This window comes from Stutzerimonas stutzeri RCH2 (genome assembly GCF_000327065.1).
Taxonomy (GTDB): Bacteria; Pseudomonadota; Gammaproteobacteria; order Pseudomonadales; family Pseudomonadaceae; genus Stutzerimonas; species Stutzerimonas stutzeri_AE.
On sequence record NC_019936.1, the window covers coordinates 3,001,883 to 3,023,946 of the forward strand.

20 protein-coding genes are annotated in these 22,064 nt (G+C 61.7%); 4 read left to right on the top strand and 16 right to left on the bottom strand.

The genetic code is table 11. The features are described 5' to 3' along the window. Positions 1–8 precede the first annotated feature (8 nt). A complete protein-coding gene (locus tag PSEST_RS13690) occupies positions 9–1,058 on the top strand; it encodes an alkene reductase (protein ID WP_015277572.1) in 1,050 nt (349 codons plus the stop codon). A 172-nt stretch (positions 1,059–1,230) separates the two neighbouring features. Here PSEST_RS13690 and fghA read toward each other — a convergent pair whose 3' ends face one another. Beyond that, positions 1,231–2,076: an S-formylglutathione hydrolase gene (fghA, locus tag PSEST_RS13695; RefSeq protein ID WP_015277573.1), complete on the bottom strand. Its 846-nt coding sequence runs from the start codon at positions 2,074–2,076 to the stop codon at positions 1,231–1,233. Between the two features lie 88 nt (positions 2,077–2,164). Then, a complete protein-coding gene (locus PSEST_RS13700) occupies positions 2,165–3,280 on the bottom strand; it encodes an S-(hydroxymethyl)glutathione dehydrogenase/class III alcohol dehydrogenase (RefSeq protein WP_015277574.1) in 1,116 nt (371 codons plus the stop codon). A 154-nt stretch (positions 3,281–3,434) separates the two neighbouring features. Between PSEST_RS13700 and PSEST_RS13705 the strand changes: the two genes are divergently transcribed. From PSEST_RS13705 to PSEST_RS13715, 3 genes are all read left to right on the top strand, one after another. Beyond that, positions 3,435–4,334 (top strand): LysR substrate-binding domain-containing protein, encoded by a 900-nt coding sequence (locus tag PSEST_RS13705; RefSeq protein WP_015277575.1) that lies wholly within the window; start codon positions 3,435–3,437, stop codon positions 4,332–4,334. Between the two features lie 137 nt (positions 4,335–4,471). Continuing rightward, positions 4,472–4,786 (top strand): HPF/RaiA family ribosome-associated protein, encoded by a 315-nt coding sequence (locus PSEST_RS13710; protein WP_015277576.1) that lies wholly within the window; start codon positions 4,472–4,474, stop codon positions 4,784–4,786. A 76-nt stretch (positions 4,787–4,862) separates the two neighbouring features. Beyond that, positions 4,863–6,029 carry a hypothetical protein gene (locus tag PSEST_RS13715; RefSeq protein ID WP_015277577.1) on the top strand — a complete coding sequence of 389 codons (1,167 nt, stop codon included), beginning with the start codon at positions 4,863–4,865 and terminating at the stop codon, positions 6,027–6,029. A gap of 34 nt (positions 6,030–6,063) precedes the next feature. Here the strand turns inward: PSEST_RS13715 and ispD are convergent, their stop codons facing one another. The 14 genes from ispD to PSEST_RS13785 form a co-directional block, all read right to left on the bottom strand. Continuing rightward, positions 6,064–6,780 carry a 2-C-methyl-D-erythritol 4-phosphate cytidylyltransferase gene (gene ispD, locus PSEST_RS13720; RefSeq protein WP_015277578.1) on the bottom strand — a complete coding sequence of 239 codons (717 nt, stop codon included), beginning with the start codon at positions 6,778–6,780 and terminating at the stop codon, positions 6,064–6,066. Then, positions 6,777–7,055: a cell division protein FtsB gene (gene ftsB / locus PSEST_RS13725; protein WP_041756694.1), complete on the bottom strand. Its 279-nt coding sequence runs from the start codon at positions 7,053–7,055 to the stop codon at positions 6,777–6,779. The genes ispD and ftsB overlap by 4 nt, the downstream gene beginning before the upstream one ends. 140 nt (positions 7,056–7,195) lie before the next feature. Then, positions 7,196–8,485, bottom strand: coding sequence for a phosphopyruvate hydratase (gene eno / locus PSEST_RS13730; protein ID WP_015277580.1), 1,290 nt, complete (start codon positions 8,483–8,485; stop codon positions 7,196–7,198). Positions 8,486–8,518: 33 nt separating this feature from the next. Next, positions 8,519–9,364, bottom strand: a complete 846-nt coding sequence (kdsA, locus tag PSEST_RS13735; protein WP_015277581.1) for a 3-deoxy-8-phosphooctulonate synthase — start codon at positions 9,362–9,364, stop codon at positions 8,519–8,521. After that, complete coding sequence (locus PSEST_RS13740) at positions 9,361–10,992, bottom strand: CTP synthase (RefSeq protein ID WP_015277582.1); 1,632 nt, start codon at positions 10,990–10,992, stop codon at positions 9,361–9,363. Before PSEST_RS13740 ends, kdsA begins: the two co-directional genes overlap by 4 nt. Before the next feature lie 168 nt (positions 10,993–11,160). Then, positions 11,161–12,450 carry a tRNA lysidine(34) synthetase TilS gene (tilS, locus tag PSEST_RS13745; protein ID WP_015277583.1) on the bottom strand — a complete coding sequence of 430 codons (1,290 nt, stop codon included), beginning with the start codon at positions 12,448–12,450 and terminating at the stop codon, positions 11,161–11,163. Between the two features lie 138 nt (positions 12,451–12,588). Further along, on the bottom strand, positions 12,589–13,539 hold the full coding sequence (locus PSEST_RS13750; RefSeq protein WP_014819915.1) for an acetyl-CoA carboxylase carboxyltransferase subunit alpha: 951 nt from the start codon (positions 13,537–13,539) through the stop codon (positions 12,589–12,591). A gap of 184 nt (positions 13,540–13,723) precedes the next feature. Next, positions 13,724–17,245, bottom strand: coding sequence for a DNA polymerase III subunit alpha (gene dnaE, locus PSEST_RS13755; protein ID WP_015277584.1), 3,522 nt, complete (start codon positions 17,243–17,245; stop codon positions 13,724–13,726). Positions 17,246–17,410: 165 nt separating this feature from the next. Next, positions 17,411–18,049 (bottom strand): ribonuclease HII, encoded by a 639-nt coding sequence (gene rnhB, locus PSEST_RS13760; protein ID WP_015277585.1) that lies wholly within the window; start codon positions 18,047–18,049, stop codon positions 17,411–17,413. After that, the gene (gene lpxB, locus PSEST_RS13765; protein ID WP_015277586.1) at positions 18,049–19,182 is read right to left on the bottom strand and encodes a lipid-A-disaccharide synthase; all 1,134 of its coding nucleotides are present in this window, start codon (positions 19,180–19,182) and stop codon (positions 18,049–18,051) included. The genes rnhB and lpxB overlap by 1 nt, the downstream gene beginning before the upstream one ends. Before the next feature lies 1 nt (position 19,183). Then, a complete protein-coding gene (lpxA, locus tag PSEST_RS13770; RefSeq protein ID WP_015277587.1) occupies positions 19,184–19,960 on the bottom strand; it encodes an acyl-ACP--UDP-N-acetylglucosamine O-acyltransferase in 777 nt (258 codons plus the stop codon). Further along, on the bottom strand, positions 19,957–20,397 hold the full coding sequence (gene fabZ, locus PSEST_RS13775) for a 3-hydroxyacyl-ACP dehydratase FabZ (protein WP_015277588.1): 441 nt from the start codon (positions 20,395–20,397) through the stop codon (positions 19,957–19,959). The genes lpxA and fabZ overlap by 4 nt, the downstream gene beginning before the upstream one ends. Before the next feature lie 103 nt (positions 20,398–20,500). After that, complete coding sequence (gene lpxD / locus PSEST_RS13780; protein WP_015277589.1) at positions 20,501–21,559, bottom strand: UDP-3-O-(3-hydroxymyristoyl)glucosamine N-acyltransferase; 1,059 nt, start codon at positions 21,557–21,559, stop codon at positions 20,501–20,503. Between the two features lies 1 nt (position 21,560). Then, the gene (locus tag PSEST_RS13785; RefSeq protein WP_015277590.1) at positions 21,561–22,064 is read right to left on the bottom strand and encodes an OmpH family outer membrane protein; all 504 of its coding nucleotides are present in this window, start codon (positions 22,062–22,064) and stop codon (positions 21,561–21,563) included.

Below are 22,064 nucleotides of genomic sequence, written 5' to 3' on the forward strand. Positions count from 1 at the left end.
GTATCGCTATGCCCACGCTTTTCGACCCGATCAAGATCGGCGATTTGGAACTGAACAACCGCATCATCATGGCACCGCTGACGCGCTGCCGCGCCGAGCCCGGCCGCGTCCCCGGCGAGCTGATCGCCGAGTATTACGCCCAGCGCGCCGACGCCGGCCTGATCATTAGCGAAGCCACTTCAGTCACGCCGATGGGTGTTGGCTACCCGGACACCCCGGGTATATGGACCGCCGAGCAGGTTCAGGGCTGGAAGAAGGTCACCGATGCGGTGCATGCCAAGGGCGGCAAGATCGTCCTACAGCTTTGGCACGTAGGCCGCATCTCCGACCCAATCTATCTCGATGGCCAGCTGCCGGTCGCACCCAGCGCCATCAAACCGGCCGGCCATGTCAGCCTGGTTCGCCCGATGAAGGATTACGAAACGCCTCGTGCCCTGGAAACCAATGAAATCCCGGCCATCGTCGAGGCCTACCGCAAGGGGGCGGAGAACGCCAAGGAGGCTGGTTTCGACGGCGTGGAAATCCATGGCGCGAATGGCTACCTGCTCGACCAGTTCCTGCAGGACAGCACCAACAAGCGCACCGACGCCTACGGTGGCTCGCTGGAGAATCGCGCACGGCTGATGCTGGAAGTGACCGATGCCGCCATTTCCGTCTGGGGTGCCGGTCGCGTTGGCGTACACCTGGCGCCGCGTGCCGACTCCCATGACATGGGCGATTCCAACCGCGCGGAGACGTTTGGCTATGTGGCGCGCGAACTGGGCAAGCGCGGCGTTGCCTTTATCTGCACCCGCGAAAAGGCCGGCGAAGACAGCCTTGGCCCGCAACTGAAAGAGATCTTCGGCGGCGTCTACATCGCCAACGAGCGCTTCACCAAAGAGCAGGCCAACGCCTGGCTGGCTGATGGCAAGGCCGATGCGGTCGCATTCGGCATTCCGTACATCGCCAACCCTGATCTGGTCGAGCGCTTGCGCCAGGACGCGCCGCTGAACGAGCCCAAGCCGGAGCTGTTCTACGCTCAGGGTCCGGTGGGCTATACCGATTATCCGTCGCTCTAGCTCCTTGCGACGGAAGGCCCGACCGGCAGACCGGTTGGGCCTTTTTTATTTCTGGCTAACTACTGCGCTCGTCCCCCTGCGCATACGGAAATGTCGTGCCTGAGGCTGCGCCGTGTTGACGGGCGAGGCGAGCCGAATCCAACCCGTGGATGAGGCTTCGCCGTCATCCACCCTACGCCTTCAGCGCCTGCGCATGATGACGCAGGTGATCATCGATAAAGCTGGCGATGAAGTAGTAGCTGTGGTCGTAGCCCGGCTGGATGCGCAGCGTCAGCGGATGGCCGGCCGCCGCAGCGGCTGCTTGCAGTGCCTGCGGTTTGAGCTGTCCCTCCATGAAATCATCGCGATCGCCCTGATCGACCAGCAACGGCAGCTTCTCGCCCGCCTCGGCAATCAGTGCGCAGGCATCCCACTCGCGCCAGCGCGAACGCTCCTCGCCCAGATAACGACTGAAGGCCTTCTCGCCCCACGGGCAGTTGAGCGGATTGCTGATCGGCGCAAAGGCCGAGACGGATAGATAGCGACCCGGATTCTTCAATGCGCAGATCAGCGCGCCATGGCCACCCATCGAGTGTCCGCTGATGCCGCGGCGGTCGGAGACCGGAAAATTGGCCTCGACCAGCGCCGGCAGCTCGTCGACCACGTAGTCGTACATCCGGTAGTGCTGTGCCCAGGGCTCTTGCGTCGCATTGAGGTAGAAGCCGGCACCCAGGCCGAAGTCCCAGGCGCCGTCGGGATCATCCGGCACGCCGGCACCACGCGGGCTGGTGTCTGGCGCGACGATGATGAGGCCGAGCTCGGCCGCCATGCGCAGCGCTCCGGCCTTCTGCATGAAGTTCTCATCGGTGCAGGTCAACCCCGACAGCCAGTACAACACCGGCAGTTTTTCGCCCTGCTCCGCCTGCGGCGGCAGGAACACGGCAAATACCATGTCGCAGTTGAGGCTGCTGGAACGGTGGCGGTAGCGCTTGTGCCAGCCACCGAAGCTCTTGTTGCTGGAAACGATTTCAAGGGTCATGAACGGGCCTCGCGCGAGGTGGAAACCATGCGGGCCTCCACCGGTCGAGGTGGATAAGCCGCCGAACGACGGCGTTATCCACCTTGGATCAGAAGTGAATGACGGTACGAATGCTCTTGCCTTCGTGCATCAGGTCGAACGCTTCGTTGATCTTGTCCAGCGGCAGGTTGTGGGTGATGAAGGTGTCCAGCGGAATCTCGCCGCTCTGCGCCTTCTCCACATAGCTCGGCAGCTCGGTACGCCCCTTCACGCCGCCGAACGCCGACCCGCGCCAGACGCGTCCGGTGACCAGCTGGAACGGACGGGTGCTGATTTCCTGCCCCGCACCGGCGACGCCGATGATGGTCGACTCGCCCCAACCCTTGTGACAGCACTCCAGCGCCGCGCGCATCAGCTGCACGTTGCCGACGCACTCGAAGGAATAGTCGACGCCGCCATCGGTCATCTCAACGATGACTTCCTGGATCGGCTTATCGTGATCCTTCGGATTGACGAAGTCGGTCGCGCCCAGCTCTTCGGCAATGGCGAACTTGCCCGGGTTGATGTCGATGGCGATGATCCGGCTGGCCTTGGCCATCTTCGCGCCGATGATCGCCGCCAGGCCGATGCCGCCGAGGCCGAAGATCGCCACGGTGGCGCCCTCTTCCACCTTGGCCGTATTGAGCACGGCACCGATGCCGGTGGTCACGCCACAACCCAGCAGGCAGACCTTTTCCAGCGGCGCTTCCTTGGGAATCTTGGCCACAGAGACTTCCGGCAGCACGGTGTACTCGGAGAAAGTCGAGCAGCCCATATAGTGGTAGATCGGCTCGCCGTTGTAGCTGAAGCGGGTGGTCCCATCGGGCATCAGGCCCTTGCCCTGAGTGGCGCGTACGGAGCTGCACAGGTTGGTCTTGCCGGACTTGCAGAACTTGCACTCGCGGCATTCGGCGGTATAGAGCGGAATCACATGATCGCCGACCGCCACCGAGGTGACGCCCTCGCCCACCGCCTCGACGATGCCACCACCCTCATGACCGAGGATGCAGGGAAAGACGCCTTCCGAATCCTCACCAGAGAGGGTGTAGGCGTCGGTATGGCAAACACCGGTGGCGACGATGCGAATCAGCACCTCGCCGGCTTTGGGCGGTGCAACGTCCACTTCCACGATCTGCAGGGGCTGGTTGGGGCCGAAGGCAACGGCGGCGCGCGATTTGATGGTCATGAACGTCACTCGACTGTTTCTGGAAAAACACAGAGTGTAATTCACGCTCATTCAGGGATTGATGGGGGATTCTGGAAAACATTGTTGCCATACAGGGATAATCCCACGACTGCGCGTCCAAGCAACGCTGTTAACCCCTGCATCAGGAGTAATCATGAACCGCTGGGAAGGTCTCGACGAATTCGTGGCTGTGGCTGAATGCGGCAGCTTCATGCGCGCCGCTAAGCGTTTGCGCGTCTCGTCATCCCATGTCAGCCGACAGATCGCGCGCCTCGAGGAGCGCCTGCAGGCGCGCCTGCTTTATCGCACCACGCGCCGCGTGTCGCTGACCGAAGCCGGTCATACCTTCTTCGCCCGCTGCCAGCGACTGATAGAAGAACGCGACGAAGCGTTTCTTGCCATCAGCGACCTGCATAGCGCCCCCACCGGGTTGTTGCGCATGACCGCCGCTGTGGCCTATGGCGAGCGGTTTATCGTGCCGCTGGTCAACGAATTCATGGCAAGGCACCCGCAGCTGCGGGTCGATATCGAACTGACCAACCGTACCCTCGACCTGGTGCAAGAGGGCTACGACCTGGCGATTCGCCTCGGCAAACTCGGTGAGTCGCGCCTGGTCGCCACGAGGATCGCACCACGCGCGATGTATCTCTGCGCAGCCCCCGACTATCTCGAGCGCTATGGTCGGCCACATACATTGTCGGAACTGGCGCGGCACAACTGCCTGATCGGCACGAGCGACATCTGGTCGTTTCAGATCGAAGGCCGCGAGCAGCACTTCAAGCCCAGCGGCAACTGGCGCTGCAACAGCGGCGAGGCGGTGCTGGATGCAGCCCTGCGTGGTTTTGGGCTGTGCCAGCTGCCGGATTACTACGTGCAAGGCCCGCTGCAGCGCGGCGAACTGGTTTCCCTGTTAGAAGCTAACCAGCCCCCGGATACCGCTGTCTGGGCGGTCTATCCGCAGCGCCGCTATCCATTGCCAAAGGTGCGTCTGCTCGTCGAAGCGCTCAAGGTCGGGCTTGCCAGGCGCCATGAATATGCCGGCGGCCCAAGCTGAACAGAACTTGAACCGCGCGTCCGAGGCCAGGACAGAGGCGGAACCCGCTAGACGCCACCACGTCGTAGCTTGTGTAGCTGCAGCTCTTCGGGCCGCCTGTGCTGTGAAGGGTGCAGCGTTGCAATCAGGAGGAAGCCATGCAGGTTCTGGTGAACAGCAACCACAGCATCAGTGTTACCAGTGATCTTGAAGAGCGGATCAAGGCAACGGTGGAAACCGAGCTGGAACGCTTCGATGATCATCTGACCCGCGTCGAGGTTCATCTCAACGACGAAAACAGCAACAAGAGTGGTCCCCAGGACAAGCGCTGCCAGATGGAAGCGCGAGTCAAGGGTCACGACCCCATTTCGGCCACGCACAGGGCCGAGACGCTCGACTTGGCAATCAACGGGGCAGCGGAAAAGCTGAACCACGCGCTGGGTCACGCATTGGACAAGCTCAACCGCCATTGACCTGGCCCTCGATGGCCATTGAGTGAGCCATCGACCTTTTTGCGAGGGACCGAACCACAGCTACTGGAGGCCACGCATGAACCGACTGCTCGATCGCGAAACCCTGACCAACCTGCTGGCACAACGTGATGGGCCCTGCCTGTCCGTCTATCAGCCCACTCATCGCAGCTTTCCGGAACGCCAGCAGGACCCGATCCGCTTCAAGCACCTGGTCCGACAACTGGAAGACACACTCAAGCAACAAGGGCACGCCGAACAGGCACCAGCGCTGCTCGAACCGTTCTACGCGCTGATCGACAACAATGACTTCTGGAATCACAACCTCGATGGGCTTGCAGCCTTTGGCGCGAAAGATTATTTCCAGGTCTATCGACTGCAACGCAGCGTGCCCGAGATGGCGGCTGCTAACTCGCGCATGCACCTCAAGCCGTTGGTGCGCATCGCTCAATCGGCTGATCGTTACCAGATTCTTTGCCTGTCGCGGGACTCGGTTCGCCTGTTCGAGGGTAACCGTGATGCGCTGGATGAAGTAAAGCTGCATGAAGCGGTACCGAAGACGCTCGCCGATGCTCTTGGTAGCGACCTTACCGACAAGGGTCAGAGCGGCTTCCCACAGGGCTACAGTCGCGCCAGCGAACGTGGCGATCCGATGCAGGTAGAGGCCGGTGGCAGCGGTAAACAGGCCGAAATCGACCGCGACCGTGATCGCTACTTCCGCGAGGTCGACCGGACCATCCTGGAGCATCACTCCAAACCTTCAGGTCTACCGCTGATCCTCGCTGCCCTACCCGAGCAGCAGCCGCACTTCCGCCGTCTCAGTCACAACCCGAACCTACTGCCGGAAGGCATCGAAATGGGCCTGCACGCACTGAGCATCGAAGAACTGCGCAGCAAAAGCTGGATGGTCATGCAACCGCGCTACCTCAAGCGTCTCGCAGGCCTGCTCGACCAGTTCGGCGCCTCCCACGGTCAAGGGCTGGCGTCCGACCATCTGGAGGACATCGGCCAGGCCACTCGCCAGGGCCGGGTCGCCACCCTGCTGGTGGAGGCCGAGCGACAGATTCCGGGACACGTCGACAAGAATGACGGGACGGCAACGCCGGCACCCGAGGGTGACGTCAATACTCCGGACTTGCTCGACGAACTGACGATCTGGACGCTGGAACAAGGCGGTGACGTGGTCGTGGTGCCAACCGAACGCATGCCGACCGGCACGGGGGCAGCAGCGATCTATCGGTTCTGATGGACGGATGGCGGGCAGGCAACCCTGCCCGCTTTCACTCGACGCGGCCGCCGCTCCAGCGCTGTTCCAGCCAGTCGAGATCCTCGGGGCGCGTCACCTTCAGGTTATCCGCGCGACCTTCAACGACCTTCGGTGCGTGACCGGCCCATTCCAGCGCCGACGCTTCATCGGTCACCAGCGCAGCTGCTTCAAGCGCTCCTTCGAGCGCGTCGCGCAACATTCCCAAACGAAACATCTGCGGTGTAAAAGCCTGCCAGATGACGCTGCGATCAACTGTTTCCACTACCCGGCCGTCCAGCCCTACCCGCTTAAGCGTATCCCGTGCGGGCACTGCCAGCAGACCGCCAACCGAATCGTCTGCCAGCTCGAGCAGAAGCCTGTCCAGATCCTCACGTGCAAGATTGGGGCGTGCCGCGTCATGCACCAGCACCCAGTCCTGCTCATTCGCGCCCAGCTCACCGAGACGCCGGAGGCCGTTGAGCACGGAATCACAGCGCTCGCGGCCACCTGGTGCGCGCTGGATACGCGGATCGCTGGCACAGGGCAGGTTCGGCCAATAGGGGTCGTTCGGCGCGATACAGACCGTCACGCCGGCAAGCGTCGGGTGATCGAGAAAACAATCGAGGGTGTGCTCGATAATGCTCCGGCCACCCAGCTGCAGGTACTGCTTCGGACGGTCGGCGCGCATGCGGCTGCCAACGCCAGCAGCAGGAATGACCACCCAGAACGCGGGCAACTTGCGCTGGGTCATTCGATCAGCTGAAAGAGGGTCTCGCCCTCTTTGACCATGCCGAGCTCCTGACGGGCACGCTCCTCGACGGTCTCCATGCCCTGCTTGAGCTCCCGAACTTCCGCCTCGAGAATCCGATTGCGCTCCAGCAGCCGTTCGTTCTCACCCTGTTGCTCGGCAATCTGCTTGTTCAGACTGTTGACCTGCGCCAGGCTGCCCTCGCCCACCCAGAGACGGTACTGCAGCCCGCCAAGAAGCAGGAGCAGCACGACGAACAACCAGTAGGGGCGACGCATAGAAGGCATGAAACGACTTCGGCTGTGATTCGGGTATCGGGATGCGAGTGGCTTGCGCGGTGCAATAACGATTGCGCCGACACGCCGCCGATTGAAACAAAAAAGGGCGACTCGCGCCGCCCTTTTTTAATTGCCGCTGATCAGCCGCGGAATTCGGCACGGCCTTTGTAGGGCGCCTTGCCGGCCAGCTGCTCCTCGATACGCAGCAGCTGGTTGTACTTGGAAACGCGATCCGAGCGGCACAGCGAACCGGTCTTGATCTGACCAGCAGCAGTACCCACAGCTAGGTCGGCAATGGTGCTGTCTTCGGTTTCACCGGAACGGTGCGAAATCACCGCGGTGTAACCGGCGGCCTTGGCCATCTGGATGGCTTCCAGGGTTTCGGTCAGCGAGCCGATCTGGTTGAACTTGATCAGGATCGAGTTGCCGATCTTCTCGTCGATGCCGCGCTTGAGAATCTTGGTGTTGGTAACGAACAGGTCATCACCGACCAGCTGGACCTTGTCGCCGATCTTGTCGGTCAGCACCTTCCAACCGGCCCAGTCGGACTCGTCCATGCCATCTTCAATGGAGATGATTGGATAGCGCTGGCTCAGACCGGCCAGGTAGTCGGCGAATCCAGCGGCGTCGAACACCTTGCCTTCGCCGGCCAGGTCGTACTTGCCGTCCTTGAAGAACTCGGAGGACGCGCAGTCCAGAGCCAGCGTGACGTCGTCGCCCAGCTTGTAGCCGGCGTTGGCCACGGCCTCGGCGATCGCCGCCAGGGCGTCCTCGTTGGAAGCCAGGTTCGGTGCGAAACCACCCTCGTCACCCACGGAGGTGCTCAGACCACGAGCCTTCAGCACAGCCTTCAGGTGGTGGAAGATCTCCGCACCCATGCGCAGCGCATCGGCAAAGGTCTTGGCGCCGACCGGCTGAACCATGAATTCCTGGATGTCGACGTTGTTATCGGCGTGTTCGCCACCGTTGATGATGTTCATCATCGGTACCGGCATGGAGTAGACGCCCGGAGTGCCGTTCAGATCAGCAATGTGGGCGTACAGCGGTACGCCCTTGGCTTGGGCAGCGGCCTTCGCAGCAGCCAGCGACACGGCAAGGATAGCGTTGGCACCCAGCTTGCCCTTGTTCTCGGTCCCGTCGAGTTCGATCATCGCCTGGTCCAGCGCTTTCTGATCGAGCGGATCCTTGCCCAGAAGCAGCTCACGGATCGGGCCGTTTACATTGGCAACGGCAATCAGTACGCCTTTGCCCAGGTAACGGCTCTTGTCGCCATCACGCAGTTCCAGAGCCTCACGGGAACCGGTGGAGGCACCGGACGGAGCGCAGGCGCTGCCGATGATGCCATTGTCCAGGATCACGTCGGCTTCCACGGTGGGGTTGCCACGGGAATCGAGAACTTCACGCCCTTTGATGTCGACGATCTTTGCCATTGTTGTTAACACTCCGTAGATAGCTGCAAGGCTTCAAGCAGTTTCGATTGGCGGGAAATTCTTGACGAGATCATCCAGCTGCTTGAGCTGGGTGAGGAAAGGCTCGAGCTTGTTCAGGCGCAGCGCGCACGGGCCGTCGCACTTGGCATTGTCCGGATCGGGATGCGCTTCGAGGAACAGCCCGGCCAGCCCCTGGGACAAGCCGGCCTTGGCCAGATCGGTGACCTGGGCGCGACGACCACCGGCGGAATCCGAACGCCCGCCCGGCATCTGCAACGCGTGGGTGACATCGAAGAACACCGGGTATTCGAACTGCTTCATGACGCCGAAGCCGAGCATGTCGACGACCAGATTGTTGTAGCCGAAGGACGAACCGCGCTCGCAGAGGATCAGCTGGTCGTTACCGGCTTCTTCGCACTTGCGCAGGATGTGCTTCATCTCCTGCGGCGCCAGGAACTGGGCCTTCTTGATGTTGATCACCGCGCCGGTCTTGGCCATCGCCACCACCAGATCGGTTTGCCGGGAGAGGAAGGCCGGCAGCTGGATGATGTCGCAAACTTCGGCAACCGGCTGCGCCTGCCAGGGCTCGTGCACATCGGTGATGACCGGCACGCCAAAGGTCTTCTTCACTTCCTCGAAGATCTTCATCCCCTCTTCCAGACCCGGGCCACGGAAAGAGGTAATCGAGGAGCGATTGGCCTTGTCGAAGCTGGCCTTGAACACGTAGGGAATGCCGAGTTTCTCGGTCACCCGCACGTACTCTTCACAGGCCTGCATCGCGAGGTCACGCGACTCGAGGACATTGATGCCACCGAACAGCACGAACGGCTTGTCGTTAGCGATCTCGATGCTGCCTACGCGGATGGTCTTCTGGCTCATGCCTTCTTCGCCTTGTGTTCCAGCGCCGCTTTGACGAAACCGCTGAACAGCGGATGACCGTCACGTGGCGTGGAGGTGAATTCAGGGTGGAACTGACAGGCGACGAACCAGGGATGATCCGGTGCCTCGACCACTTCCACCAGCGCGCCGTCACCGGAGCGCCCGGTAATCTTCAGCCCTGCTGCCTGCAGTTGCGGCAGCAGGTTGTTGTTCACTTCGTAACGATGACGATGGCGCTCGACGATGCGCTCCTGGCCGTAGCACTCGAACACCTTGGAGCCGGCTTCGAGACCGCACTCCTGGGCACCGAGGCGCATGGTGCCACCCAGATCGGAATTATCGCTGCGGGTTTCCACGGCGCCGCTGGCGTCTTCCCATTCGGTGATCAGACCGACTACCGGGTGCGCACTGTCCTTGTCGAACTCGGTGGAGTTCGCGTCTGACCAGCCCAGCACGTCACGAGCGAACTCGATGACTGCGACCTGCATACCCAGGCAGATACCCAGATACGGAATCTTGTTCTCCCGCGCATAACGCACCGTTGCAATCTTGCCCTCGACACCGCGAAGACCGAAGCCGCCGGGCACGAGAATGGCGTCGACATCTTTCAGCAGACCAGTGCCCTGATTCTCGATGTCTTCGGAGTCGATATAGCGCAGGTTCACTTTGGTACGGCTCTGGATGCCAGCGTGGCTCATCGCCTCGATCAGAGATTTGTAGGCGTCCAGAAGTTCCATGTACTTGCCGACCATGGCGATGGTGACTTCCTTCTCCGGGTGCAGCTTGGCGTCCACCACCCGGTCCCACTCGGAAAGATCGGCACCGCGGCACTCCAGGCCGAAGCGTTCTACCACGTAGTCATCCAGGCCCTGAGCATGCAGGATGCCCGGAATCTTGTAGATGGTATCGGCGTCCGGCAGGCTGATCACTGCGCGCTCTTCGACGTTGGTGAACAGCGCGATCTTGCGGCGCGAAGAAACATCAATGGCACGATCGGAGCGGCAGACCAGTACGTCAGGCTGAAGGCCGATGGAGCGCAGCTCCTTCACCGAATGCTGGGTCGGCTTGGTCTTGGTCTCACCGGCGGTGGCGATATACGGCACCAGCGTCAGATGCATCAGCATGGCGCGCTTGGCGCCCACTTCCACGCGCAGCTGGCGAATCGCCTCGAGGAATGGCTGCGATTCGATGTCGCCAACGGTGCCGCCAACTTCCACCAGGGCCACGTCGGCATCGCCGGCGCCCTTGATGATGCGACGCTTGATCTCGTCGGTGATGTGCGGAATGACCTGGATGGTCGCCCCCAGGTAATCACCCCGGCGCTCGCGGCGCAGCACGTCTTCGTAGACGCGACCGGTGGTGAAGTTATTGTTCTGGGTCATGCGGGTGCGGATGAACCGCTCGTAGTGCCCCAGATCGAGATCGGTCTCGGCGCCGTCATGAGTGACGAACACCTCACCGTGCTGGAACGGGCTCATGGTGCCCGGATCGACGTTGATGTAAGGGTCAAGCTTGAGCATCGTGACCTTCAGGCCCCGCGCCTCCAGGATGGCCGCCAATGAAGCCGAGGCGATGCCTTTCCCCAATGAAGAAACAACACCACCCGTGACGAAGATGTAGCGCGTCATGAAAAACCCTAGAAGTCTGCGTTAAGCGGCTGGCGCCGCCGGGGGAAAGCGAAGGTGCCATTGCTCGCGTGCGGCAATAGCGCAACTGCCACGGATTCGAAGAAACCGCAGAAGCTGTATTGAGACGGGAGCGTAGTCTACCGGAAAGGCCTTATCAGCTCAAACCACTTAGAACTCTGGGACGCACCAATCAAGTGCAACGCCGCCTTTGCTCAGCTGCGGCAGGTTGGCCACCGCGACCAGTTCTTCATCGCAATACAGCAATGGCAACCGCGCGCGCACAAAGACTGGCACTCCGGCTTCGTTCAACAGACGCTTGAGGTCGCGCCGACCGCGCCCAGCCACCAGCATTGCTTCACCGCCCTGGCGATAGCGAACCTGCAGCTTGCCCGGGGGCGCTAGGCCTTCCATTCGCAGCGTGCCATTACCGGGGAGCGCCAGACGAGCAGTCGAATCAGGCCAATCAACCGGTGCGACAGGCGGTTCTAGCCAGGCCTCCGGCACCCACCAGATCCGATCTCCGCAACGCTGCAGCTCGCCGCCAACCAAGCGCCAACAAGGCGTGGCATCCGGCTTGGCGTCGCGCACGGATATCCATCCAACCCAGTGGGCTTCATCCGGTGCCAAGGTCAGCCCGGCCAACCAATAGCGCAACGCATTGCGCTGCCGCACTGGCGTCACAGCACGCAACGCGGGCAACGCGAGACTGGGCAGGGTTAGCCAACCGAGGCTGTCCGCCGCCTTCGCGGCAGCGAGATCCTGCTGCGCCAGTTCATCCAGCAGCTGCTGCGCTTCTGCCATATGCGTAGCGGTTCTTGCCAGAGCCGATATAGCCCCCGGCCAGCGCTGCCGTAGCAGTGGGAGTATTTCCCAACGCAGATAATTGCGCGTGTGGGCGTACTGCTGGTTGCTGGGGTCCTCCACCCAAGTCAAGGCGTTGCGCTCCGCATAAGCCTCCAGCTCGTCCCGCAGCACACCGAGCAGCGGACGAACCAGCCTGCCATGCCCAAGCGGGCGCTCGCCAGGCATAGCGGCCAAGCCGCGCACGCCCGCTCCGCGCAAGAGACGGAACAGCACCGTTTCGGCCTGATCGTCACGGTGTTGGCCGGTCAGCAACAGCTCGTCTTCGCTCAGACACTGGCTAAACGCCTGGTAACGGGCATTGCGGGCAGCCTGCTCGACACTGGCACCAGATCCGACTTGCACCTGGATGACGCTTAGCGCGACACCAAGCTCGTCGCAGATGCGTTGGCAGTGCGCCGGCCAATCGTCCGCAATGACCTGCAGGCCGTGGTGCACATGGATTGCACGGATGACCGGCAGCTCATGTCGATCAGCCAGCCGAGCCAACAAATGCAGGAGAACGGTCGAATCAAGACCGCCAGAAAACGCCACCCACCATGTCGGTGAGCTACGCCAAGGCGCGAGCGCGGAAAGCAGGATGGAATCGAGGGACATGCGAGCGCTTCGAGAACCGACATTGTCAGCAAGCATAAAGCTCAGCGGGGCAAGCAGCGAGGGGAAGCGGTAGCTACAACATACAGCCAAGCGTCTCGATTCGGGCCACCGATCGAGACGCGTGGCTGGCGCGATGGATCAGGCGATACCGTAGCTCATCAGGCGCTCATAGCGACGCGCCAGCAGCGCATCGGTATCCAGCGACTTGAGCATGTGCAGCTGACTGTTGAGCTGCTCGCGCATGGCGGCGGCCATAACGGCCGGGTTGCGATGGGCGCCACCCAGCGGCTCGGGGATCACCTTGTCGACGATACCCAGATCCTTCAGGCGCTCAGCCGTCACACCCATGGCCTCGGCGGCTTCCGGTGCCTTCTCGGCTGTGCGCCAGAGAATCGACGCGCAGCCTTCCGGTGAAATCACTGCGTAGGTGGAATACTGCAGCATGTTCAGCTGGTCGCAAACGCCGATGGCCAGCGCGCCACCAGAACCGCCCTCACCAATCACGGTGGCGATGATCGGAGTCTTCAGCCGCGCCATCACGCGCAGGTTCCAGGCAATGGCCTCGCTCTGGTTGCGCTCTTCGGCGTCGATACCCGGATAAGCGCCGGGTGTATCGATAAAGGTGAGGATCGGCATCTTGAAGCGCTCGGCCATCTCCATCAGACGGCAGGCCTTGCGGTAACCCTCGGGGCGCGGCATGCCGAAGTTACGGCGTACCTTCTCGCGCACCTCACGACCCTTCTGATGACCGATGATCATCACCGGCTGACCGTCCAGACGTGCAGTACCGCCAACAATCGCCGCGTCATCGGAGAAGTGCCGATCACCGTGCAGCTCTTCGAACTCGGTGAACAGGTGATTGATGTAATCGAGGGTATAGGGGCGCTGCGGGTGGCGGGCCAGGCGGGCGATCTGCCAGCTGGTCAGATTGCCGAAAATGCTTTCGGTGAGCGATTCGCTCTTGTCCTGCAGGCGGGCAATCTCATCGCCGATGTTCAGCGAGTTATCGTTACCAACCAGGCGCAATTCTTCGATCTTGGCTTGCAGGTCGGCGATCGGCTGTTCGAAATCCAGGAAATTCGGGTTCATAGGCATCCGTCATGCGTCGACGGCCAGGCGGCCGGGAGGCTGTTCCGTTTTTTGCGCCTTACCTTACGGGAGAGGCGCATTCAGGTCGAACAAAAATTGTTCTGAACCATGACCCGGTCATCACCGGGCCGTTCGGGCCTTGGCTCGGAAAGCGCGCTTGCGCAACTTTCCAGGCGTCCGCCCTCTATCGGTATTGCAGAAAGACGTTGTCGCGTCCGAACTGGTCACGCAATGCCTGAATCAAGTTGTCGGCCGGGTCGATCCGCCACTCTTCACCGAACTGCAGCAGGGCGCGCGCATCGCGCCCAGTGTATTCCAGCGTGATCGGGCAGGCGCCGCGATGACGACCACAAACCTCAGCCAACCAGCGCATGCGCTCGCCCCTGAGCGCCTCGCCAGCGACCTTCACCCGCAGGCTTTCGGCAAGCCCGGTACGCGCCTCTTCCAGACTCATCACACGCTTGGCCCGCAGGCGCAGGCCGCCGGAGAAGTCGTCATTGCTGACCTCGCCCTCTACCACAACCAGCGCATCGGTCTGCAGCAGGGCCTGCGCGGAGTTGAACGCCTCGGCGAACAGCGAAGCCTCGATACGGCCGGAGCGATCATCCAGCGTGATGAAGCCCATCTTGTCGCCTTTCTTGTTCTTCATCACCCGCAGGTTGACGATCAGGCCGGCGATGGTCTGCTCCCCTCTCGCCGGACGCAGATCGATGATGCGCTGACGGGCAAAGCGCCGCACCTCGCCTTCGTATTCGTCGATCGGATGGCCTGTGAGATAGAGCCCCAGGGTATCTTTCTCGCCCTTCAGACGTTCTTTGAGCGACAGCTCGCGCGCGTTGCGGTGATTGGCATAGACATCGGCCTCCGGCTCGGCGAAGAGGCCACCAAACAGATCCATATGCCCACTTTCCGCGCTGCGCGCCGTCTGCTCGGCAGCCTGCACGGCTTCTTCCATGGCCGCCAGCAACACCGCGCGATTGCGGTCGATATTGGCCTGATAGGCCTTCGCCTCCTCGAAGAAATACGGACCCAGACGATCCAGCGCACCGGAACGGATCAGCGCCTCGAGGGTACGCTTGTTGATGCGCTTGAGGTCGATACGCGCGCAGAAATCGAACAGATCCTTGAACGGCCCGCCTTCTGCTCGGCATTCGGCGATGGCCTCTACGGGCCCCTCACCGACGCCCTTGACCGCACCAAGGCCGTAGACGATACGACCGTCATCGTTCACGGTGAACTTGAATTCGGAAACATTCACATCCGGCGGATCGATGCGCAGCTTCATGCTGCGGCATTCCTCGATCAGGATCACCACCTTGTCGGTGTTATGCATATCCGCCGAAAGCACGGCAGCCATGAACGGCGACGGGTAATGCGCCTTGAGCCAGGCGGTCTGATAGGAAACCAGGCCATAGGCTGCCGAGTGCGATTTGTTGAAGCCGTAACCGGCGAACTTTTCCACCAGGTCGAAGATGTTGCCTGACAGCTCCTTGTCGATGCCGTTGTTCGAGCAGCCTTCGATGAAGCCACCGCGCTGCTTGGCCATCTCCTCGGGCTTCTTCTTGCCCATCGCCCGGCGCAGCATGTCGGCGCCGCCCAGCGTGTAGCCGGCCATCACCTGGGCGATCTGCATCACCTGTTCCTGATACAGGATGATGCCGTAGGTGGGCTTGAGCACAGGCTCGAGCCCCGCGTACTGATAGTCCGGATGCGGATAGGAGACTTCGGCGCGCCCGTGCTTGCGGTTGATGAAGTCGTCGACCATGCCCGACTGCAGCGGACCGGGACGGAACAGCGCCACCAGTGCGATCAGGTCTTCCAGGCAATCGGGCTTGAGCTTCTTGATCAGCTCCTTCATGCCGCGTGATTCGAGCTGGAATACAGCGGTGGTTTCGGCCTTCTGCAGCAACTGGTAGGTCGGCTTGTCATCCAGCGGAATGAAGTCGATGTTGATCGGCTCCAGGCCTTTCTTGGCCTGCTCGCGATTGATGGTTTCCAGTGCCCACTTGATGATGGTCAGTGTACGCAGACCGAGGAAGTCGAACTTCACCAGGCCGGCCGACTCGACATCATCCTTGTCGAACTGGGTCACCAGGCCGCCGCCCTCCTCGTCACAGGCGATCGGCGCAAAGTCGGTCAGCTTGGTCGGCGCGATCACCACACCGCCGGCGTGCTTGCCGGTACCGCGGGTGATGCCTTCGAGCTTGAGCGCCATCTCCCAGATCTCGCGGGCGTCCTCGTCGACGGCGAGGAAGTCGCGCAGCGGCTCTTCCATTTCGTAGGCCTTTTCGAGGGTCATGCCCACCTCGAAAGGGATCATCTTCGACAGACGGTCGGCCAAGCCATAGGACTTGCCCTGAACCCGCGCCACGTCGCGCACCACTGCCTTGGCCGCCATGGTGCCGAAAGTGATGATCTGGCTGACCGCATTGCGCCCGTACGCCTCGGCCACGTAATCAATTACCCGGTCGCGGCCGTCCATGCAGAAGTCGACGTCGAAGTCGGGCATTGAAACACGTTCGGGGTTGAGGAAGCGCTCGAACAGCAGATCGTAGGCCAGCGGATCGAGGTCGGTGATCTTCAGCACGTAGGCGACCAGCGAGCCGGCACCCGAACCACGGCCCGGACCGACCGGCACGCCGTTGTTCTTCGCCCACTTGATGAAGTCCATAACGATCAGGAAGTAACCGGGGAAACCCATCTGGATGATGGTGCCCAGTTCGAACTCAAGGCGGTCGATGTAGACCTGCTTTTTCGCCTCGTAGTCGGGCGTGTCCTTGGGTAGCAGTACCTCAAGGCGTTCTTCCAGCCCCTCGAACGACACCTGGCGCAGGTAATCGTCGATGGTCATGCCCTCGGGCACGGGGAAGTTCGGCAGGAAGTAGGTGCCCAGCTGCACTTCGATATTGCAGCGCTTGGCGATCTCGACGGTGTTTTCCAGCGCCTCCGGGAGATCGCTGAACAGCTCGGCCATCTCTGCCGGGGTCTTCAGATACTGCTGATCAGAGTAGGTACGCGGCCGCCGCGGATCGTCCAGCGTGCGGCCTTCGCCGATGCACACGCGGGTTTCGTGCGCCTCGAAATCCTCTTGCTTGAGGAAGCGCACGTCGTTGGTCGCCACCAGCGGCGTGCCGGTACGGTCGGCGAGCGCGGCCGCGGCGTGCAGATGTTCTTCATCATTGACCCGACTGGTGCGCTGGATCTCCAGGTAGAAGCGATCAGCAAACACGTCGCGCCATTCGGCGAGACGTGCTTCCGCCAATGCTTCGTCACCATTGAGCAATGCCTGGCCGACCTCGCCTTCCTTGGCGCCGGACAGCGCAATCAGGCCTTCGGCGGCCAGCTTGACCCAGTCGCGCTCGATGATCACCAGGTCATTGCGCTGCCCTTCGGTCCAGCCGCGAGAAATCAGTTCGGTGAGATTGCGATAACCCTTCGGGTTCATCGCCAACAGGGTCAACCGGCTGAGCGGACCATCCTCATCACAGCCGGCCATCCAAATGTCCGCACCACATATCGGCTTGATACCGGAGCCCTGCGCGGTCTTGTAGAACTTCACCAGCGAGCACATGTTGCTCATGTCGGTTACCGCCACAGCCGGCATTCCACCCGCCGCGACCGCCTTGATCAGCGGCTTGACCCGGACCAACCCATCGACCAGCGAGTACTCGGTATGCAGACGTAGGTGGACGAAGGAAACGGGCATGAACAGACCTTGAGCTGGCAAAACGACGAGCGCGAGATTGTACCGGAAAGCACAGATCGGCTGGGTATTGGGGGAGCGGCATCACGCAGTAAAACGGGGATACCGGGGCAGAGCGGGATGCGTACAAGCGCGACCTGCGCGCGGCAGATCATCGCTTGCCGCGGGCTAGACCAGCAGAACGCTGACGGGGACTTCGGCCTCAACGATTGTCTGCTCCAGCATCGCTCGGACGGGAGCGAAGGAGCGACGATGGATGGGCGTTGGCCCGAGCCGACGAAGCGCTTCCAGATGACTGGGAGTCGGGTAACCCTTGTGCCCGGCCAGCCCGTAACCTGGGTAGCAGAGGTCGAGCGCCTGCATTTCACGATCCCGGCTGACCTTGGCGAGAATGGATGCCGCGGCAATTGCCGGCACCTGCCCGTCACCCTGGATCACCGGTGCACTGGGCACGTTGAGCTGCGGGCAGCGATTACCATCGATCAGCGCCAGCCGCGGCGTAACGCTCAACCCCTCCACCGCGCGCTGCATGGCGAGCATCGTGGCATGCAGGATGTTCAGCTGATCGATCTCTTCAACCTCGGCACGGGCAATGCACCACGCCACCGCCTTTTCGCAGATCTCGTCGAACAATGCCTCGCGACGTGCCTCGCTCAGCTTTTTCGAGTCGTTGAGGCCTTCGATCGGACGCGCCGGATCGAGAATCACGGCGGCTGTCACCACTGGACCGCACAGCGGCCCGCGCCCGACCTCATCGACACCGGCGACCAGCTCTTCGACCAGATTGAAATCAAGCCCGAACTGCATCAGCGAACTCCAACCAGGCGCAACACGGCATCGGCGGCCTGACTCGACGCATCGCAGCGCAGGGTGCGGTGGATACTGTCGAAGCCTTCAGTCTGCACGTCACCATCGTCCAGCAGCGGAGACAGCGACTGCGCCAGCGCTTCCGGGGTCGCGGCGTCCTGCAGCAATTCGGGAACCAGCAGGCGCTGGGCCAGCAGGTTGGGAAGCGCGACATAGGGGCTCTTTACCAGCCGCCGGAGGATGCGGTAAGTCATTGGCGCTACGCTGTAGGCCACAACCATCGGCCGCTTGAACAACAGTGCCTCGAGCGTTGCCGTGCCTGAGGCAATCAGTACCGCGTTGCAAGCCGCCAGCGCGTCGTGAGACCGACCATCGAGCAGGGTCAGCGGTAGATCACGCGTAACCAACATCTGCTCCAGTTGCAGCCGCCGCTCAGGGCTGGCGCAAGGCATGACGAAGCGAATCCCCGGGCGCATGGCACGCAACCGCTCGGCGGCGGAAAGGAACAGATCCCCCAGCCGAGCCACCTCGCCGCCCCTACTGCCCGGCATCAGCGCGACGACCAGGCCATCCACTGGCAATCCGAGTGCTTGCCGTGCCGCGGCGCGATCGGCGCAAAGTGGAATGGCATCGGCCAGGGGATGACCGACGAAGCGGACAGGTACCTGGTGCGCGTCGTAGAACTTGGCCTCGAACGGAAACAGCGTGAGCATCAGATCGCAGGCGTCACGTATCTTCAGCACGCGCTTCTGGCGCCAGGCCCAGACCGATGGACTGACGTAGTGCACGGTCTTGATTCCGGCACGGCGCAGCTTGAGCTCAAGCCCGAGATTGAAATCCGGCGCATCGATGCCGATGAATACATCCGGCCGCTGCTGGATCAGCGTGTCTACCAGGCGCTTGCGCCGAGCCAGCAATTCCGGCAATCGGCCAAGCACTTCGACCAGCCCCATCACGGCTAGACGCTCGAGCGGAAAGTACGACTGCAACCCCTCGGCCTGCATGCGCGATCCGCCAACCCCGATGAATTCGACATCGGCATGCTGAGCCTTCAGCGCCTGCATCAGGCCCGCACCAAGGATGTCACCGGAGGATTCCCCGGCTACTAGGGCAACCCTGAGCGGCCGGCTCATTTCAGCGGGTGATGCCACGAGTCGAAGCCTGAATCGAGTCGCGGAAGATCGCGACCTCGGGGAATGCCGCCGCACTCTCGGCCAGCTCGCTGAGGGCGGCCTCCACGGTCAATCCCTTGCGGTAGACGATCTTGTAAGCGTTGCGCAGGGCATGAACGGCTTCGGCGCTGAAGCCACGACGACGCATGCCCTCGAAGTTCATGCTGCGCGCCTCCGCCGGATTGCCAAAAACGGTGACAAACGCCGGCACATCCTTGCCAATCGCAGTGCCCATGCCGGAGAAGCTATGGGCGCCGATATGACAGAACTGATGCACCAGGGTGTAACCAGAAAGAATGGCCCAGTCGCCTACATGGACATGACCGGCCAACGCGGTGTTGTTGACCAGAATGCAATGATTGGCGATCACGCTGTCGTGGCCAATGTGTGCATAGGCCATGATCAGGTTGTGATTACCGATAGTGGTTTCCGATCGATCCTGAACGGTGCCGCGGTGGATGGTCACACCCTCGCGAATCACGTTGTGATCGCCAATCACCAGACGTGTCGGCTCGCCTTTGTACTTCAGGTCCGGCGTATCTTCGCCGACCGAGGAGAACTGATAAATGCGATTGTGGCGCCCGATGCGAGTCGGTCCTTTTATGACCACGTGCGAGGCAACCACAGTACCTTCGCCAATCTCGACATCCGCGCCGATGATCGACCAAGGCCCGACCTGGACGTCATCCGCCAGCCGGGCCGCAGGGTCGATAATGGCGCGAGGGTCGATCAAACTCATATCTTCTGTTCCGCGCAGATGATTTCTGCCGAGCAGACCGGCTTGCCATCGACGCTGGCGCGGCAATCGAACTTCCAGATGCCACGCTTGGCGCTGATGAAAGAAGCCTCCAGGACCAGCTGATCACCGGGAACGACCGGCTGGCGAAAACGCAGCTTGTCAGAGCCAACGAAATAGTAAAGCGTGCCATCGGATGGCTTGACACCCATCATCTTGAAGCCGAGCAGGCCGGCAGCCTGCGCCATGGCCTCGATGATCAGCACTCCCGGCATGATCGGATGCTGTGGAAAATGCCCGTTGAAGAACGGCTCATTGATGGTGACGTTCTTGTAGGCACGAACGCGCTTGGCCTCGAGGTCCATCTCCGTCACACGATCCACCAGCAGGAACGGGTAGCGGTGAGGCAAATATTCGCGAATCTCGTTGATATCCATCATGTCAGGAAAGAGCCTGTAAAAAAGTATAGGGCAGCCTGCGCTGAAAGCTCGCGCGAGCACTGACAGCGCATTAACCCCGAAAAAGTCGGATCAGACGGTAAGCTCAGGCATCAGAAGCCGGATTCTGCGCCTGAGTCACGGCGGCCAGGCTTTTCTCCAACTGTTGCAGCCGGCGGGCCATATCGTCCAGCTGACGGATCCGCGCCGCGCTTTTTCTCCAATCGGCCGCATTCTGCATTGCCGTGCCGGAGGAATAGCTGCCAGGCTCGGTAATGGAACGGGTGACCATGGTCATCCCCGTCACGAACACGTTGTCGCAGACCTCGATGTGCCCAACCATGCCGACCCCACCAGCGATCATGCAGTTGCGCCCGATCTTGGTGCTACCGGATATGCCGGCGCAACCAGCCATCGCGGTGTTGTCACCCACCTGCACGTTGTGCGCAATCATGATCTGGTTGTCCAGCTTCACGCCGTTGCCGATGAGCGTGTCGGAAAGCGCGCCGCGGTCAATGGTTGTATTGGAGCCGATTTCGACATCATCGCCGATACGCACGCCGCCTATCTGTGCAATCTTCTGCCAGGCACCCTTCTCCTTGGCGAAACCGAACCCCTCGCCGCCGATCACCGCGCCCGACTGGATCACCACGCGCTTGCCTATCAGCACATCGTGATAAAGCGTGACCCGCGGAGCCAGTCGCCCGCCTTCGCCGATCCGGCTGCGCGCCCCAATGAACGATTGCGCACCAATCACCACATCCGCCTCGATGGAGGCACCTGACTCGATCACCACATAGGGCCCGATACTGGCCGATGGGTGAACGTGCGCGTCGGCCGCTACCAGTGCGGTGGGATGGATGCCGCTGGCCGTCTGCGGGCGGGTCTCGAACAGGTGCGAGGCACGCGCATAGGCGAGATAGGGGTCGCTGACGATGATAGCCGGACGGTCGTAAGCCTCGGCATCCGCCGGGGACAGCAACACTGCGGCGGCCTGCGTAACCGCCAAGTACTTGCGGTACTGGGCATTAGCCAGGAAGCTCAACTGCGACGGACCCGCTTCCTGCAAGGTCGCGAGTCCACTGACGATCAGGGCAGCGTCACCACGCAGGCTGCCACCCAGCTCCCCGGCCAGCTGACCGAGCGTAAAAACTGCGCCTGCCATGTCAGCGCAGCTGATTCATGCGCTCGATGACCTGACGGGTGATGTCGAACTGAGGTTTGACATCCACCACGGCACCGCGCTCGAACACCAGATCGTAATTGCCTTTTTTGATGACTTCTTCAACAGCCTGGTCCAGCTTCGGCTTCAGCTGCTTGAGCATGTCGCGATCAGCCACAGCCTTGGATTCGTTGAGCTCCTTGGACTGGAACTGGAAGTCGCGGGCCTTTTGCTTGAACTCGAGCTCCAGACGCTCACGCTCAGCCTGCTGCATCTTGTCGCCATCCTTCATCAGACGGTCCTGAATGCGCTTGGCATCGCTTTCCAGTGTCTTGAGCTTGCTCAGCTGGGGACCGAACTTCTTCTCGGCATCGACTGCGTAGCGCTTGGCCGCGTCGGACTCGAGCAGCGCCATCTGATAGTTCATGACCGCAATTTTCATTTCAGCAAACGCGGGGGTCGCTACCAGAGCGGCAACGACGAGAAACAGTTGAGTCAACTTACGCAC